The 14,770-nt window shown below is 73.5% G+C and carries 10 protein-coding genes; 2 read left to right on the top strand and 8 right to left on the bottom strand.

From position 1 onward, the window contains the following. Positions 1-2 precede the first annotated feature (2 nt). From ACRYM6_RS04385 to ACRYM6_RS04370, 4 genes are read right to left on the bottom strand one after another with little or no spacing between them, the layout of a single operon-like run. Positions 3-1,151, bottom strand: a complete 1,149-nt coding sequence (locus tag ACRYM6_RS04385; protein WP_432541452.1) for a GNAT family N-acetyltransferase — start codon at positions 1,149-1,151, stop codon at positions 3-5. Continuing rightward, the gene (locus tag ACRYM6_RS04380; RefSeq protein ID WP_432541450.1) at positions 1,151-2,026 is read right to left on the bottom strand and encodes a carbohydrate ABC transporter permease; all 876 of its coding nucleotides are present in this window, start codon (positions 2,024-2,026) and stop codon (positions 1,151-1,153) included. Before ACRYM6_RS04380 ends, ACRYM6_RS04385 begins: the two co-directional genes overlap by 1 nt. Positions 2,027-2,031: 5 nt before the next feature. Continuing rightward, positions 2,032-3,000 carry a carbohydrate ABC transporter permease gene (locus ACRYM6_RS04375; protein WP_432541449.1) on the bottom strand — a complete coding sequence of 323 codons (969 nt, stop codon included), beginning with the start codon at positions 2,998-3,000 and terminating at the stop codon, positions 2,032-2,034. Continuing rightward, positions 2,997-4,283 carry an ABC transporter substrate-binding protein gene (locus tag ACRYM6_RS04370; RefSeq protein ID WP_432541448.1) on the bottom strand — a complete coding sequence of 429 codons (1,287 nt, stop codon included), beginning with the start codon at positions 4,281-4,283 and terminating at the stop codon, positions 2,997-2,999. Before ACRYM6_RS04370 ends, ACRYM6_RS04375 begins: the two co-directional genes overlap by 4 nt. 121 nt (positions 4,284-4,404) lie before the next feature. On the opposite strand from ACRYM6_RS04370, the gene ACRYM6_RS04365 reads away from it, so the two are divergent. Continuing rightward, positions 4,405-5,175, top strand: a complete 771-nt coding sequence (locus ACRYM6_RS04365; RefSeq protein WP_432541446.1) for a DeoR/GlpR family DNA-binding transcription regulator — start codon at positions 4,405-4,407, stop codon at positions 5,173-5,175. A 5-nt stretch (positions 5,176-5,180) separates the two neighbouring features. Here the strand turns inward: ACRYM6_RS04365 and ACRYM6_RS04360 are convergent, their stop codons facing one another. From ACRYM6_RS04360 to ACRYM6_RS04345, 4 genes are read right to left on the bottom strand one after another with little or no spacing between them, the layout of a single operon-like run. Further along, positions 5,181-6,185, bottom strand: a complete 1,005-nt coding sequence (locus ACRYM6_RS04360; RefSeq protein ID WP_432541444.1) for an alkaline phosphatase family protein — start codon at positions 6,183-6,185, stop codon at positions 5,181-5,183. Beyond that, positions 6,182-9,061 (bottom strand): glycoside hydrolase family 2 TIM barrel-domain containing protein, encoded by a 2,880-nt coding sequence (locus ACRYM6_RS04355; protein ID WP_432541442.1) that lies wholly within the window; start codon positions 9,059-9,061, stop codon positions 6,182-6,184. Before ACRYM6_RS04355 ends, ACRYM6_RS04360 begins: the two co-directional genes overlap by 4 nt. Beyond that, a complete protein-coding gene (locus ACRYM6_RS04350) occupies positions 9,058-12,144 on the bottom strand; it encodes an alpha-mannosidase (protein ID WP_432541440.1) in 3,087 nt (1,028 codons plus the stop codon). The genes ACRYM6_RS04355 and ACRYM6_RS04350 overlap by 4 nt, the downstream gene beginning before the upstream one ends. Positions 12,145-12,188: 44 nt before the next feature. Then, positions 12,189-13,550 (bottom strand): 6-phospho-beta-glucosidase, encoded by a 1,362-nt coding sequence (locus tag ACRYM6_RS04345; protein WP_432541438.1) that lies wholly within the window; start codon positions 13,548-13,550, stop codon positions 12,189-12,191. Positions 13,551-13,666: 116 nt separating this feature from the next. On the opposite strand from ACRYM6_RS04345, the gene ACRYM6_RS04340 reads away from it, so the two are divergent. Further along, positions 13,667-14,629 (top strand): carbohydrate kinase family protein, encoded by a 963-nt coding sequence (locus ACRYM6_RS04340; protein WP_432541437.1) that lies wholly within the window; start codon positions 13,667-13,669, stop codon positions 14,627-14,629. Positions 14,630-14,770 lie beyond the last annotated feature (141 nt).

The raw sequence follows: 14,770 nt of genomic DNA, 5'->3' as shown, positions 1-14,770 counted from the left end.
GGTCAGAAGGGGCGGTCGAGGACCGCGGGCGGTCCGGCGAGGAGCGTGCGCAGCAGCCCGACGGCGTGGTCGTCGCCGTGCAGCAGCCCGGCGTGCCGGGCGGTGAGCGGGTCGAGGTGCCCGGCGTAGAGGGAGGCGAGGTCGGCCGGGCCCACCCGCACGGACGGCGTGCCGCCGGGCGTCACGGTCCCCCGCCCGTCGGTGACGTCGAGGGTGAGGACGCCGTGGCCGGTGACGTCGAGCACGACCCGGCCGGTGAGGCCGTGGGGGTAGCCGCGGGCGGCGAGGGCGGCGGGGACGTCGAGGAGCCCGAGCATCCAGGTGGCGTCCTCGACGACCTCGGTCTGCCGCGGGAGGTGCTGTTCCAGCAGCCCGCCGGGGCGGACGAGGGCGTGCACCTCGCGGGCGCTGGGTTCGTCGGCGGCCAGGTCGCGCCACAGCCCGAGCTCGGCCGCGGGGTCGGCGCCGACGAGGTCGTGCACGACGACGGCGTAGTTCCCGCCGTGGCCGGGGCGCACGGGCCGGCGCCCCAGGGCGCACCAGCCGACGACGGCGCCGTCGCGCTCGGCGACGTACGGGACGGCCGAGCCGGTCCGCTCGTCGTGGTCGAGGACGCCGTTGGTGCGGGCGCCGTGCGCGGCGACCAGCTCCGCGACGCGCGGCGCGTCCTGCGCGGTGGCCTCGCGGTGGGTCAGCGAGCGGTCGCGGGGCAGGGCGCGCAGGTCGTGGGTGCCGATCGCGTACACCGACCGGCGGCCGGCGACGCCGCACCCGGCGCCGCGGTAGAAGGCGTGGGTGGAGGGGATGAGCGCGACGAGCGAGGCGCCCGCCTCCCGGGCGGCGGCGAAGGTGTCGGCGACCAGGGCGCGACCGACCCCGCGGCCCCGGGCGGTGAGGTCGACCGCGACCCCGGCGAGGGCGGCCGCGGGCACCCGGCGCCCGCCCCACCACTGCCCGGTGGGGCGGGCGACGGCGGTGGCCAGCACCCGGCCGGTGTCCTCGTCCACCGCGACGCGGGCGATGGGCTCCGCGGTGCCCGGGCCGTCCGGCGTCCGCCGCCGCGGGGGTTCGGCGGAGAACGCGGCGCCGACGAGGGCGTCGGTCTCCGCCTGCTCCTGCGGGCGGGCGGCGCGCACGACGGTGCGCCCCATCAGCGGACCGCGCCCTTGACGGAGTCGGCGACGAACTGCTTGGAGAAGACGAGGAAGACGACGACGAGGGGGACGATCGCGAGCAGCGCGCCGGCCATGACGACCGCGTAGTCGGTCCCGCGGCTGGCGTTGAGCTGGGACAGCGCCACCTGCAGGGTGAGCATGTCCGGGTTCACCAGGACGATGAGCGGCCAGACGTAGTCGTTCCAGGCGGCGACGAAGGTGTAGATGCCGAGGAAGGCCAGGCCCGGGCGGATGACCGGCAGGACGATGAGCAGGTACTGGCGGAAGAAGCCGCACCCGTCGACGGTGGCCGCGTCGAGCATCTCGTCCGGCAGGGCGCTGGAGATGTACTGCCGCATCCAGAAGATGCCGAACGCGTTGGCCGCCGCGGGGACGATGAGCGCCTGCAGCGTGCCGACCCAGCCCAGGTTGATCATGGTGATGAACTGGGGGACGGTGGACAGCTGCGCGGGCAGCATGAAGAACAGCATCATGAGGCCGAACAGGAACTTCTTGCCGGGGAACTCGTACTTCGCGAAGGCGAAGGCCGCCATCGAGTCGAAGAAGAGGACGAGCACGGTGACCGAGGTCGCCACGATGAACGTGTTGGCCATCGAGCCGAAGAAGTTCAGGCTCGTGAGGACGGAGGAGACGTTCTCCAGCAGGTGCGTCCCGGGCACGACCTGCGGGGGCGTGCGGTAGAAATCGCTGTTCGTGTTCGTGGCCATGACCACGGTCCAGTAGAACGGGAACAGCAGCAGGAGCGCGGTGAGACCCAGCGGGACGTGCGCCCACCGCGCGGGGTTCCGGACGGCGCGGTTCTTCGCCGGCCGGGCTCCGACGGTGGCGGGGGGGACGGTGCGCAGGGCCATCGAGCTCACTTCTCCGACCGGGCGACCAGGCGCCAGTTGACGAGGGCGAAGACGCCGACGATGGCCAGGACCGCGTAGGCGATGGCCGCGCCGTAGCCGTAGTTGTTGTTGTTGAAGGCCTGCTGGTAGAAGTACAGGACCATCGTCAGCCCGGCCTGGCCGGGTCCACCGCTGTTGGGGTTGACCGCGGCGTTGGAACCGAAGAGGACCTGCGGTTCGGCGAACGTCTGCAGGCCGGTGATGGTGGAGATGACGACGGTGAAGAGGATGACCGGCCGCAGCATCGGCACGGTGATCGACCAGAAGGTCCGCAGCGCCCCGGCGCCGTCGATCTTGGCCGCCTCGTAGACCTCGCCGGGGATGGCCTGCAGGCCGGCGAAGTAGATGATGGCGTTGTACCCGACCCACTGCCACGTCATGAGCAGCGCGAGGACGATCTTGATCGTCCACCAGCCGTTGAGCCACTCCACGGCGGGCAGCCCGATCGCCGTGAGGACCTGGTTCACCAGCCCGACCTGGTTGTTGAAGATCGCCTTGAAGAAGATCGCGATGGCGACGATCGAGGTGACGCTGGGGAGGAACAGCACCACCTGGTAGAAGGTCTTGAACCGTCGCACCGAGTTGAGCAGGGACGCGATGGCCAGCGACGCGATGAGCATCGGGACGGTCGACAGGACCCAGATGACGAGGGTGTTGACGACGGCCTTGCGGAAGGTCGCGTCCTCGGCGAGGAACCGGAACTGCTCGAGGCCGGCGAACGTGACGGGGCTGATCCCGTCCCAGCGGTGGAAGGCGAGCCAGGCGGAGAAGCCGACGGGGAAGAGGCCGAAGGCCGCGAACAGGAGGAAGAACGGGCTGACGGCCACGTACTGCGGCCAGAACCGCAGGTTCCCCCGCGCGCGGGGGGCACCCGCCGGGGCCGGGGGCCTGGCGCTGACGCGCCGGAACCCCCGGTCCACGCCGGCCGAACTCACTTCACGCCCTGCCGCTTCGCGATGTCCTGGGCGGCGGAGACGGCGTCCTTCCAGGCCTGCTCGGGGTCCTTGCCCGACGCCTCGACGTTCGTGAGCTCGTTGAAGTACGGCGCGGAGACCGCCGAGTCCGACGCCGCCACGTACTGCTCGGGCACGAGCTTGCCGGCCGGGCCGAAGACCTCGATGGTCTTCTGCCCGCCGAAGAACTCGTCGCCCCCGGTGAGGGCCGGCAGGTCCCACGCGGCGGGGTCGGCCGGGAAGATGCTGGCGTCGGTGTAGGCCTGCCCCTGGTTGTCGGTGCTGAGGATCCACTTGATGATCTCGAAGGCGCCTTCCTTGTCCTCGGTCGCGGCCGGGATCGTGAGGAAGGAACCGCCGAAGTTCGTGGGCTTGACCGGGTTGTTCGCGACGCGCCAGGCGCCGCTGGTGTCGGGGGCGGCGTTCTTGATGTCCAGGGCACCCCAGGCGGCACCCATCTCCATCGCGATCACACCGGAGGCCAGGCTGGCGTCCTTGGCCTGGGCGACGTTGGCGTTGATCCCGAGGGTCTGCGCCTTGACGGTCGTGTCCCAGGCCTGCTTCATCTCGTCGCTGTCCCCGACGAAGGTGTCGTCCTCGGAGACGAACCGCTGCGAGAGCTGACCGATGATGATCTGGAAGACGCTGCCGAGGGCCTCGACGGGGAAGCTGGCCGGCACCTTGCCGTGCAGCTCCTGCCCGAAGGCGTAGAACTCGTCCCAGGTGGCGATGGCGGCCGACACGGCCGCCGGGTCGGTCGGCAGGCCGGCCTGGGCGAGGATGTCCTCGCGGTAGAACATCGCGGTCGGGCCGATGTCGATGGGGAAGCCGAGCTGCTTTCCGTCCGGCGTCTGCGCCTCGGCCCACTTCCAGGCGAGCTGGGTGGCGGCGACGTCCTGCGCGCCGAGGGTGTTGAGGTCGGTGAACTTGTCGGCCACGCTGCGGAAGAAGGGCATGTCCTCGCCCTTGACGCCGGTGATCTGCGGGATGAAGGACCCGCCGGTGAGGGTGGTCTGCAGCTTCTGCTTGAAGTCGCCGCCGACGACGGACGGGGTGATGCCGGCGTCGGGGAACTGCGTCCGGGCCGCGGCGACGACCTGGTCGCTGAGGCCGCCGGCCCAGTACCAGAGGGCGGTGCCGCTGCCGGCGCTGCCCCCGCCGCCGGACCCGCCGCCGGTGCTGCTGGTGGAGCAGGCCGACAGGGCCCCGGCTCCCAGGGCGGCCAGCCCCGAGCCGAGGAGGAGGTTGCGACGGGACAGGTTCATGGCGAGACCCTTCTCGACATCCGGCGCCGTGATCGAACGGTCATCCTCGGCAGCCTTCTCCGGCGTTGTTGCGCGAACGCTACTTGCCATCTGCGCGAACGCGCAAGGTATTCTGTCGAACGTGCAAGCGAGGGAGCGGCGTGAGGCCATCGTCGAAGTCGTCCGCCTGCAGGGGCCGGCGACGGTGTCCGAACTGGTGGAACGCCTCGGCCTGTCCGAGGCCACCATCCGGCGGGACCTGGTCAAGCTGGACGACGCGGGCCTGCTCAAACGCGTCCACGGCGGCGCCCGCCCCGTGGACCTGCGCGACGACGTCTACGCCGACCTCGTCGACCGGCAGGCCGGGCCCAAGGAGGCGATCGCCCGCGCGGCGGCCGCCCGCGTCCGCGACGGCCAGTCGGTGCTGCTGGACATCGGCACCACCGCCGGCCGCGTCGCCCGGTACCTGCGCGGCCGGCCCGTCACCGTCATCACGCGCAACCTCGCCGTCTACGCCGAGCTGGGCGAGGACCCCGCCGTCGACCTCGTCCTCCTCGGCGGCCAGGTCCGCCCCGCGCACCGGTCCCTCGTGGGGTACCTGACCGAGGAGAGCCTGCGGCAGCTGCGCGCCGACCTGCTCCTGCTGGGCACCAGCGGGATCCGCCGCAGCGGGCACTCGGTGGACACCGTGGCCGAGGAGGTCCCGGTGAAGCGGGCGATGATCTCGGCCGCCGACGAGGTCGTGCTGCTCGCCGACGCCTCGAAGTTCCCCGGCAGCGGCACGGCCACGGTCTGCGACGCCGGCGCCTACCGCCACCTGGTGACCGACGCCCACCCCGACGAGGAGACCGCCTCGGCCCTGCGGAACGCCGGGGTCGCGGTCGAGGTCGTGGACGGCACCCACCCCGCCTGACCGGCTCACCACTCGAAGCGCAGGTCCCGGGTGGGCCCGGAGGGCGGGACGTCGCGCAGCTCCCCGACGGGGTGGTCGGCCGCGTAGGAGCCGGGCCGCACGCCGACGGCGCCCAGCAGCACCGGCGCGACCTCGTGGCTGCGCAGGGTGCCCAGGCCCAGCAGCCCGGCCGGCAGCGGACCGCCGATGCGGTGCAGCAGCAGGAACGAGCGCCGCACGACGACCTCGTCCTCCCCGTGCCCGCCCTCCGGCTTGTGGCCGTGGTCGGTCGTCACCGCGACCAGCCAGTCCTCCCCGAGCTGCTCGTACCGCTCGGCGACCGCCTTGACGAGGCACCGCACGTGCTCGTCGGCGTCGGCGAGCGCCTCGAGGTACTCCGGTCCGGCGGACCCGTGCCGGTGCGCGGCCTCGTCCGGGCCCTCCAGGTGCACGAACGCGGCGTCCGGCCCCTCGTGGTTGAGGACCCACGCCGCCCGCGTCCGCACCTGCCGGTCCGCCGACCGGCAGCCGTCGGCGACGTCGGTCGCCGCGAACACCTGGTGCTGCCCGCCGACCTGCTGGTCGGGCCGGCTGTGGATCACCGGCCCGGGCCCGCCGGGGTCGACGAGCGCGCGCCACGTGCACGCCGCGAACGTCCGCGCGCGCGGGTCGGCGGCGAACACCTGCGAGAGCAGGTCGGGGCAGCGCGCGAGCCGGTGGCCCACGAACTCGTTCCACCACACGCCGTTCTGCTCGTGCGTGGTGCCGGTGAGCAGCGAGGACCACCCGGGGCCGGAGTCGGTGGGCGGGGTCATCCACACCGGGACGACGCGGCCGCCGGCCGCGAGCCGCGCCAGGGTCGGCGCGACCCGCGCGGTCGTCCCTCCCACGACGGGCGTCTCGCGCGCGGCCGCGCCGAACCTCGGGTCCGCCGGGTGGTCGGGCTCGGCGAAGGCCGGGTCCGCTGCGACGACGTCGGGCAGGGCGAGGTCCACGCGGACCCCGTCCAGCCCGACGAGCAGCAGCTTCACGCGAACCCTTCGGGCTGCACCGACCAGGTCCAGCGGTGCGTCCCGGTCGCGATGCGGTACGGCGGCAGCGCGTTCGGGCCGCAGGACGCCGACCCCAGCCCCCGGTGCGCGGCGTCGACGACGACGGCGTCGGGGTGGACGGTCACCGTGACGGGCTGCGCGAAGGAGAAGCGCAGCACCCCGGCCGTGGTCGTCACGACGAGCTCCCGCACGTGGGTGCGGGCGCCGTTCTCCTGCGGCCGGACGTACGGGACGGCGAGGTCGGCCACGGGCAGCTCGTGCCAGCCGACGGGGGCGGTGCGGCGGTCGGGGTACGTCTCCCACGGGCCGGTCCCGAACCAGCGGGCACCGGTCGCCGTGCCCGCGAGCGGGACGCGGACGCCGACGCGCGGCACGTCCTCGAGACCGTCGGGCAGCTCCACGGCGTCCTCGGAGCGCAGGCCGCGCTCGTCCCACCGGAACACCTGGGTGTGCCGGACCTCACCGGCCGCGGTCTTCAGCACCGACACCACGGTGGACCCCTCGACGGCGACGACGGACGGTCCGGCGTCGCGCAGACCGGCGGCCAGCCAGCGGTCCCCGTCCCCGGCGATGTCGTCGTTGTCCGTGGGGTCGCGCCACAGCGTGAGCTCGGGCCGAGCCAGGCCCGGGAGCTCCAGGGCACCGGTGGCGTCGAGGACGACCGGGGAGGCCGGTCCCCCGGCGACGTGCCGCTCCCGGTCGGGCAGCCGCACGCACGGCCGGCTGACCTCGGCCCCGGCGGGGTTCCACGCCGTGCCCTCGGCCTGGGTCACGACGAGCTGCAGCCACCGTTCCCCGGTCCCGGCCCCGGTGAGCTCGGCGGGGACCTCGACGGTCGCGGTGCACCCCGGTCCCAGGTCGTCGGGCAGCTGCGCCGGGACCGAGCGCGACGTGCCGTCGCTCGCCTCCAGCACCCACTGCCCGCGCAGGTGCCCCAGGCCGGAGAAGTCGTGCGCGTTGCGCAGGCACAGGACCCCGTCGGCGAACGAGAGCCGCACGGGCGAGGCGAGCTCCCGGTGCTCGTGCATGACGGGTTTGGGGGTGCCGTCGGGCAGCACGACCCCGTCGAGGCAGAACGCGCCGTCGTGCGGGGTGTCCCCGAAGTCGCCGCCGTGGGCCCAGCGGAACCCGTCGGCCGGGACGCCGCCGGCGAACCGCCCGGTCCCGGCGAGCCCGGCGGGCAGCCGGTCGTCGGTGCGCTGGAGGATCCCGTGGTCGGCGAACTCCCAGATGAACCCGCCCTGGAGCCCGGGCAGCGACTCGATCGCCGCCCAGTAGTCCGACAGCGACCCGTTGGAGTTCCCCATGGCGTGGGAGTACTCGCACTGGATGACCGGTCGGGTCGGCGGGTTCCGCGTCACGTGCTCGACCATCTGCCCGATGTGGGCGTACATGGGGCAGACGATGTCGCTGGCCGCGGAGCCGGCGTCCCAGTCGTCCTTGATCGCACCCTCGTACTGCACCGGGCGGGTCGGGTCGTCGCGTCGAACCCAGGCCGCGACGGCGTCGTGGTTGGCGCCGTAGTCGCTCTCGTTGCCGAGCGACCACACGATGACGCTCGGGTGGTTGCGGTCGCGGCGGACCATGCGCGCCACGCGCTGCGTGAACGCCGGCAGGTACGCCGGGTCGTCGCACAGCTCGTGCGCCCACGCGTGCGACTCGATGTTCGCCTCGTCGACGACGTAGAACCCCAGCTCGTCGGTGAGGTCGTAGAACGTCGGGTCGTTCGGGTAGTGCGACGTGCGGACGGCGTTGAAGCCGAACCGCTTGAGGGTCAGCAGCTCCTCGCGCACCTGCGCCGCCGTCACGACCCGGCCGGTGAGCGGGTCGCGGTCGTGCCGGTTCACCCCGCGCACGAAGATGCGGCGGCCGTTGACGAGCAGGTCGGGGCCGACGACCTCCACCGTGCGGAACCCGACGCGCTGGACCTCGGAGTCCACCAGCGTCCCGTCCGCGTCCCGCAGTTCCACGGTGACGTCGTGCAGCACGGGCGTCTCGGCCGTCCAGGTCGCGATGCCGGGGAACCGCCCGCGGAACCGGGCCCGGCCGCGGTACAGGGAGATGCGCTCGTCGTCGAGGTCGCGGGCGTGCGCCGCGGCGTCGAACGCCAGCGGCGTCTCCCCGAGGCGGACGGCGACGCGCCACCCGTCGGGCAGGTAGCCCCGGTGCGCGCCCTCCCCCGCGTCGCAGCCGACGCGCACGTCGACGGCGAGGTCCCCGCCGGCGTCCGCGACGGTCCGGACGTCGGCCAGGTGCAGCGCCGGCCGGGTGAACAGGCGGACGGAGCGGGTGATCCCGCCGTGCCACCACTGGTCCTGGTCCTCGACGAACGTCGACGCCGACCACTTCACGACTGTGAGCTCGACCCGCACCGTCGCCCCGGGCGCCGCCCGGGCGGTGACGTCGAACTCGGCCGCGAGGTGGGAGTCGGTGCTCGACCCGACGGGTTCACCGTCGACGCGGACGAGCAGCAGGGACTCGGCCGCCCCCACGTGCAGCAGCACCCGCTGACCGGCCCAGTCCGCCGGGACGGTGACGTCCCGGCGGTACACCCCGGTCGGGTTGCGGTCGGTGGGCGGGGTCGGCGGCAGGTCCGGCCACGGCATCCGGTCGTTCGTGTACCAGGGCGGGTCGGCGACCTCCCCCCACAGCGACGGTTCGGTGGTCCAGCAGCCGGGGACCCGCGCGGTCCGCCACGTCGGCAGCTCCGCGGCCTCGGGGTGCGGGCGGAGCTGGAACTCCCAGTCCCCGTCGAGGTCGACGCAGGTGGACCCGTCGTCGGGCACGGCCCGCCGGATCGTGCCGACGGGTTCGCGGCGCCGCCCGACGTGCTCGGGTTCCAGCCACTCCCTCACGCGCGGGCCAGCCGCAGGCTGAGCACCTCGAACGGCCGCAGCGCGAACCCGACGGTCTCGTCCTCCAGCAGCGAGGCGATCCCGCGGGCCGCCGCGGTGCCGTCCTGCGCCGGGTCCTCCAGGAGGTCGACGACGGTGGCCTCGGCGACCGGGAACGACGTCCGCAGGACGCCCTTCGCGCGGGCGCCCCACGCCTCGTAGACCCGGACGACGACGTCGCCGGACCCGTCCTGGGCGAGCTTCACGGCCTCCAGCGTCGCCCCGTCACCGGTCACGGTCACCGGCGCCTGCGGCGGTTCCGCCGGGCCGTCGACCTCGCGCAGCGGCAGGTTCACGTCGTACCCGGTGCGGACGGCGTCGGCGATCCGCGCGCCGGGCACGAGGGCGTACGACAGGACGTGCCGGCCCTGGTCGGCCTGCGGGTCCGGCATCCGCGGCCCGCGGACCAGGGACAGGCGCACGGTCGTGGTCGACCCGCCGTCCTCGCGGGCGGCGCGGGTCGTGTCGTGGCCGTAGGTGGAGTCGTTGGCCACCGCGACGCCGTACCCGGGTTCGGCGACGTGCACCCAGCGGTGCATCGCCGTCTCGAACCGGGCGTAGTCCCAGCTGGTGTTCGTGTGCGTCGGGCGCTGCACGTGGCCGAACTGGATCTCCGAGGAGCTCACCGCGGCGTGCAGGTCGAGCGGGAACGCCGCCTTGAGGAACTTCTCCTGCTCGTGCCAGTCGATCCCCGTGCGCACGTCGATCCGGTCCGACCCGGCCGCCAGCACGTACTCCTGCTCGATGCGCGAGTCCCGCACCGTGCGCACGACGCGGACGCGGGCCCGCAGCGGCCCCTCCTCCACGACGGTGACCTCGTCGGCGTCCACGAGGTCGACGACGCGGTGGCGGTAGTGCTGGTCGACGTCCCAGGCGTCCCAGTTGTTCGGGAAGTCGCTGTGCAGCTGCAGCAGGTTCCCGCGCGCACCGGGCGCCAGCACCTCGCGGTCGTTGACCTCGTCCACGACGGAGGACAGCAGCCCGTCGGCGTCGACGACGACCGTGAGGACGCCGTTGGCCAGGACGATCGTGCCGTCGGTGCGGGTGACGGTCACCGGGGCGGTGGCCTCCTGCGCCGCGTCCGCGAGGACGACGGCACCGGACGCGGGCACCCGGACGAGCCGGTCGCCGACGACCTCGGTGCGGTCGTGCGGCGCGGTGTTGAGCAGCACCCGCGAGCCGGTCCCGAGCGCGTGGACGGCCTCGGCGACGAGCGCCTCCAGGTCGGCGCGGACCTGGCCGTACGTCTGCTCGGCCTCGCGGTGCACCCAGGCGATCGAGGAGCCGGGGAGGATGTCGTGGAACTGGTGCAGCAGCACGACCTTCCACAGCCGGTCCAGCTCGGCGTGCGGGTAGGAGTACGACGGGACGTTGAGCGCCGCGGTCGTCGCCCACAGCTCGGCCTCGCGCAGCAGGTGCTCGCTGCGGCGGTTGCCGGCCTTGGTCCGCGCCTGGCTGGTGTACGTGGCGCGGTGCAGCTCCAGGTACAGCTCACCGGCCCAGACGGGCGGTTCGGGGTACTCGGCGCGGGCGTCGGCGAAGAACGTGTTCGGGTCCTGCACCACGACCTTGGGCGAACCCTCCAGGTCGGCGAACCGGCGGGCGCGCTCCAGCATCTCGCGGGTGGGGCCGCCCCCGCCGTCGCCGTGGCCGAACGGGGCGAGCGAGCGCGTGCCGCGGCCCTTCTCGGAGTAGTTCGCGACGGCGTGCGTGAGCTCCTCGGCGGAGAAGATCGCGTTGTACGTGTCGACGGGCGGGAAGTGCGTGAAGATCTGCGACCCGTCGATGCCCTCCCACCGGAACGTGTGGTGCGGGAACTTGTTCGTCTGGTTCCAGGAGATCTTCTGGGTGAGGAACCAGTCCATGTCGGCCAGCCGCGCGATCTGCGGGTACGCACCGGAGTAGCCGAAGGAGTCGGGCAGCCACACGCCCCGGCAGTCGACGCCGAACTCCTCGCGGAAGAACGACTTGCCGGTGACGAACTGCCGGACGAGGGCCTCCCCACCGGGCAGGTTCCCGTCGGCCTCGACCCACATGCCACCGACGGGCACCCACTGGCCGGCCTTCGCGGCGGCCTGCATCCGGGCGTAGACCTCGGGCGAGCGCTCCTTGACCCACGCGTACTGCTGGGCCTGCGAGCAGGCGAAGACGAACTCGGGGTACTCCTGCGCCAGCGCCGTGACGTTCGCGAAGGTGCGGGAGGTCTTGCGCTGCGTCTCGCGCAGCGGCCACAACCACGCCGAGTCGATGTGCGCGTGCCCGACCGAGGACAGCGTGTGGGCGCTGCGGACGGCCGGGGACGACAGGACGTCCGCGAGCTCGGCGCGGGCCGCGGTGGCGGTGCCGGAGACGTCGTCGAGGTCGAGGGCGTCCAGGGCGCGGTCGAGGGCGCGGGCGATCTCGTAGCGGCGGGGTTCGTGCTCGGGCAGGTGCCGCATGAGGTCGTCGAGGCACTCGACGTCGATCGCGAGCATCCACACCTCCTCGTCGAGGACGACGAGGTCGGCGACCTTCATGGTGTAGAGGTGCCCGTCCCCCGCGGTCGACTTGTCGCCCAGGTGGGTGGGCCGCATGTCGTCGGCCATGATGTCGGGGTTGGCCGCCATCTCCAGCAGCCAGTCGACGGTCTCCCCGCCCCGCGCCTCGCGGACGACCGGGACGATCTTGTTGTCGGGCGCGACGCCCTTGACGGGCACCCCGTCGAGGGTGTGCACGAGCGCCTCGGCCTGGTTGCCCGGCCAGTCGCCGATGAACCCCAGGTCGAACTGCGCCTCGACGCGCTTGCCCGCCCACTCGGCCGGGACCTGCGCCTGCGCGCGCACCCACGTCGTCGACCACGGCCGGCCCCACGTGGTGCCGACGGAGAACCCGCCGAACTCCCCGGCCTCCAGCGCGGCGACGGCGTCGCGGGCGGGCACCGGTTCGTCCGGGACCAGCCACGCCGTCAGGGTCATGGGGACGCGCTGGGGGTGGACCGCCGGGCGGATGCGGTGGGTCAGGACGCGGTGGACGCGTCCCTCGACCAGGGAACGGTCGTCGTGCACGGGAGGGCTCCTCGGTGAGGGGTGCTGGGGGGGCTGGGGGCGGGTCAGGAGCGGCCGAAGACGGCGGCGACCTCGGGGATCCGGGCGACGTACCCGGCGAGCAGCTTCTCGGCGATGTCGACGGACCGGACGAGCGGGTGCGTCGCGAACGCCATGAGGGCTTCGGACTCGTCGCCGTGCAGGGCCGCGGCGATGACGTGCCGCTCGACGGCCTTCACCTGCTGCATGAGCCCGAGCTGGTGCAGGTCGGGCGGGGTCGTCGCGAAGGGGCGGACCCCGGACCCGTCGACGGCCACCGGCACCTCGACGACGGCGTCGGACGGCAGCCCGGCGATCGTCGCGCCGTTGCGGACGTTGAGGATCGCGGTCGACGGCTCGTCGCGGCTGATGGCGGCCATGACGGCCAGCGCCACCCCGGCGTAGCCCTGCTGCGAGGGGTCGGTCTCCGGCGGCTCAGGGTTCTCCGGCGCCCCCTGCTCGCCGCCCTTGGCCTCGGCCATGTAGCTGGCGCTGCGGTCCAGGACGGTCTCGCGCCACAGCTGCGCGGCGCGCGAACCGGCGTGCGGCAGCTGGTCGAAGAAGTCGCCCTGCGTCTTGAGCAGGAACTCCCCGCGGGTCAGGGAGGACTCGCGGATGCGGGCGACGGCCTCGGCGTTGCGGTACCAGTAGTAGAGGTACTCGTTGGGGATCGCGCCGAGCGTCTTGAGCCACGGCGCCCCGAACACGTGCTGCTCCTCCAGGTGGGCCAGCAGCCCGTCGTCACCGAGGAGGTCGGGCAGCACGTCGCGGCCGTGCACCTCGACGCGGCGCAGCCACCCGAGGTGGTTGAGGCCGACGTAGTCGAGGCGGGCGTGGTCGGGGTCGTGCCCGAGCAGCAGGGCGACGCGGCGGCCGAGCCCGGACGGGGTGTCGCAGATGCCGAGGACCCTGTCCCCCAGCACGCCCTGCATGGCCTCGGTGATGATGCCCGCGGGGTTGGTGAAGTTCAGGACGTACGCGTCCGGCGCGAGGCGCTTGACGCGCTCGGCGACGTCGACCATGAACGGGACGGTGCGCAGCGCATACGCGAGACCCCCGGGGCCGGTCGTCTCCTGGCCGAGGACGCCGAGGTCCAGGGCGACGCGCTCGTCGGCGCAGCGGCCCGCGAGACCGCCGATGCGGACGGCGGAGAACACGAAGTCGCTGCCCTCGAGGGCCACGTCGAGGTCCGTGGTCGTCTCCAGCGCAGGAGGTTCGGCGAAGCCCTCGGCGAGCTGGTCGAGGACGGCGCGCATGCCCGCGAGCCGGGACGCGTCGGCGTCCTGGAGGGTCACCGTGGTGATCCGCGGGTCGCCCTGGTCGCGCAACAGCGCCTGCCACACGAAGGGGGTGCGGAAACCGCCGCCCCCGAGGATCGCCAGCTTCACGCGCCCACCCCTCGCTGCTCGTTCACGCAGGAAGACTATGACCGAACGCGCATCCGTGACTAGTCTGTTGCGCGATCCACTGCACGATCGATCACCCGTCCGTGAGGAGCCCACCCGTGCCCGACCTCGACCTCGTCTTCGGCGGACGCGTGTTCTGCGACCTGGTGATGTCGGGTGTCGCCGCTCCCGCCGTCGGGGCCGAGGTGTTCGCCGACGGGTTCACCGTCGCCCCCGGCGGGACGGCCACACGCGCCGTCGCCGGCGCCCGCCTCGGCTTCCGCACCGCCCTCGTCGGCGCCACGGGGGCGGACGTGTTCGGCGCCGCCGTCCGGTCGGCGCTGTCCGCCGAGGACCGCCTCGACCTGCGCTGGCTCGCCGAACTGCCCGACGCCCACACGGCCGTGACCGTGGCCCTGACGAACGCCGCCGACCGCAGCTTCGTCACGTACGAGGAACGCGCGACGTGGTTGTCCGACACCCTGCCCGCTCCCCTCCCCTCGGTCGGCGCCTGCCACGTCGGGATCGCCGAGGGACTGCCCACGTGGGTGGCCGACGTCCGCGCCGCCGGGTCGCTCGTCGTCGGCGGGGTCGGCTGGGACGACACCGGGCGGTGGGACACCGCGGTGCTCGACCGCCTGGCCGAGGTGGACGCCTTCGTCCCCAACGAGGACGAGGCCCTCGCCTACACCCGGGCGTCCGACGCGGTTACCGCGCTCGACGTCCTCGCGCAGCGGACCGGGCTCGTCGTCGTCACCCGCGGGGCTGCGGGCGCGATCGCAATCGACGCCGGGACCGGTGAGCGCTGCGAGGTCGCTGCACCCCGGGTGACCGCCGTGGACCCGACCGGTGCCGGCGACTGCTTCGTCGCCGCCTTCTGCGGCGGCCGGACGGCGGGCTGGTCGCTGACGACGTCAGTGGCCGTCGCGGTGCTCGCGGCGTCCCTGTCCGTGCAACGGCTGGGCGGCTCGTCCGCCGCCCCGACGCGGACCGAGCTCACCGCCACGATCGACTGGCACCGCGAGCACGACAGCCTGCCCGCCGGAGACTGGGGCCGGGTGCTGGAGCACCTGCGGGCCTGACGGCTGGTCCCGGGGCTACGACCTGGACCCGTGAAAAGGGTCTACAAATGCGTGGAGGGGGGGCCGCCCGAACCGGCCCGGCCCCCCCCCCGTGTAACAATACTAAAGTTTCTTGGCGGCGGGGGGCCACAATACACAACC

The sequence above is a fragment of the Kineococcus rugosus genome (assembly GCF_050871975.1).
Taxonomy (GTDB): Bacteria; Actinomycetota; Actinomycetes; order Actinomycetales; family Kineococcaceae; genus Kineococcus.
This window is presented reverse-complemented; position numbering and strand designations above follow the sequence as displayed.

Excerpts from the sequence above, each read along its gene's own strand:
- ACRYM6_RS04385 (WP_432541452.1), bottom strand. The coding sequence starts at position 1,151 with ATGGGGCGCACCGTCGTGCGCGCCGCCCGCCCGCAGGAGCAGGCGGAG.
- ACRYM6_RS04380 (WP_432541450.1), bottom strand. The coding sequence starts at position 2,026 with ATGGCCCTGCGCACCGTCCCCCCCGCCACCGTCGGAGCCCGGCCGGCG.
- ACRYM6_RS04370 (WP_432541448.1), bottom strand. The coding sequence starts at position 4,283 with ATGAACCTGTCCCGTCGCAACCTCCTCCTCGGCTCGGGGCTGGCCGCC.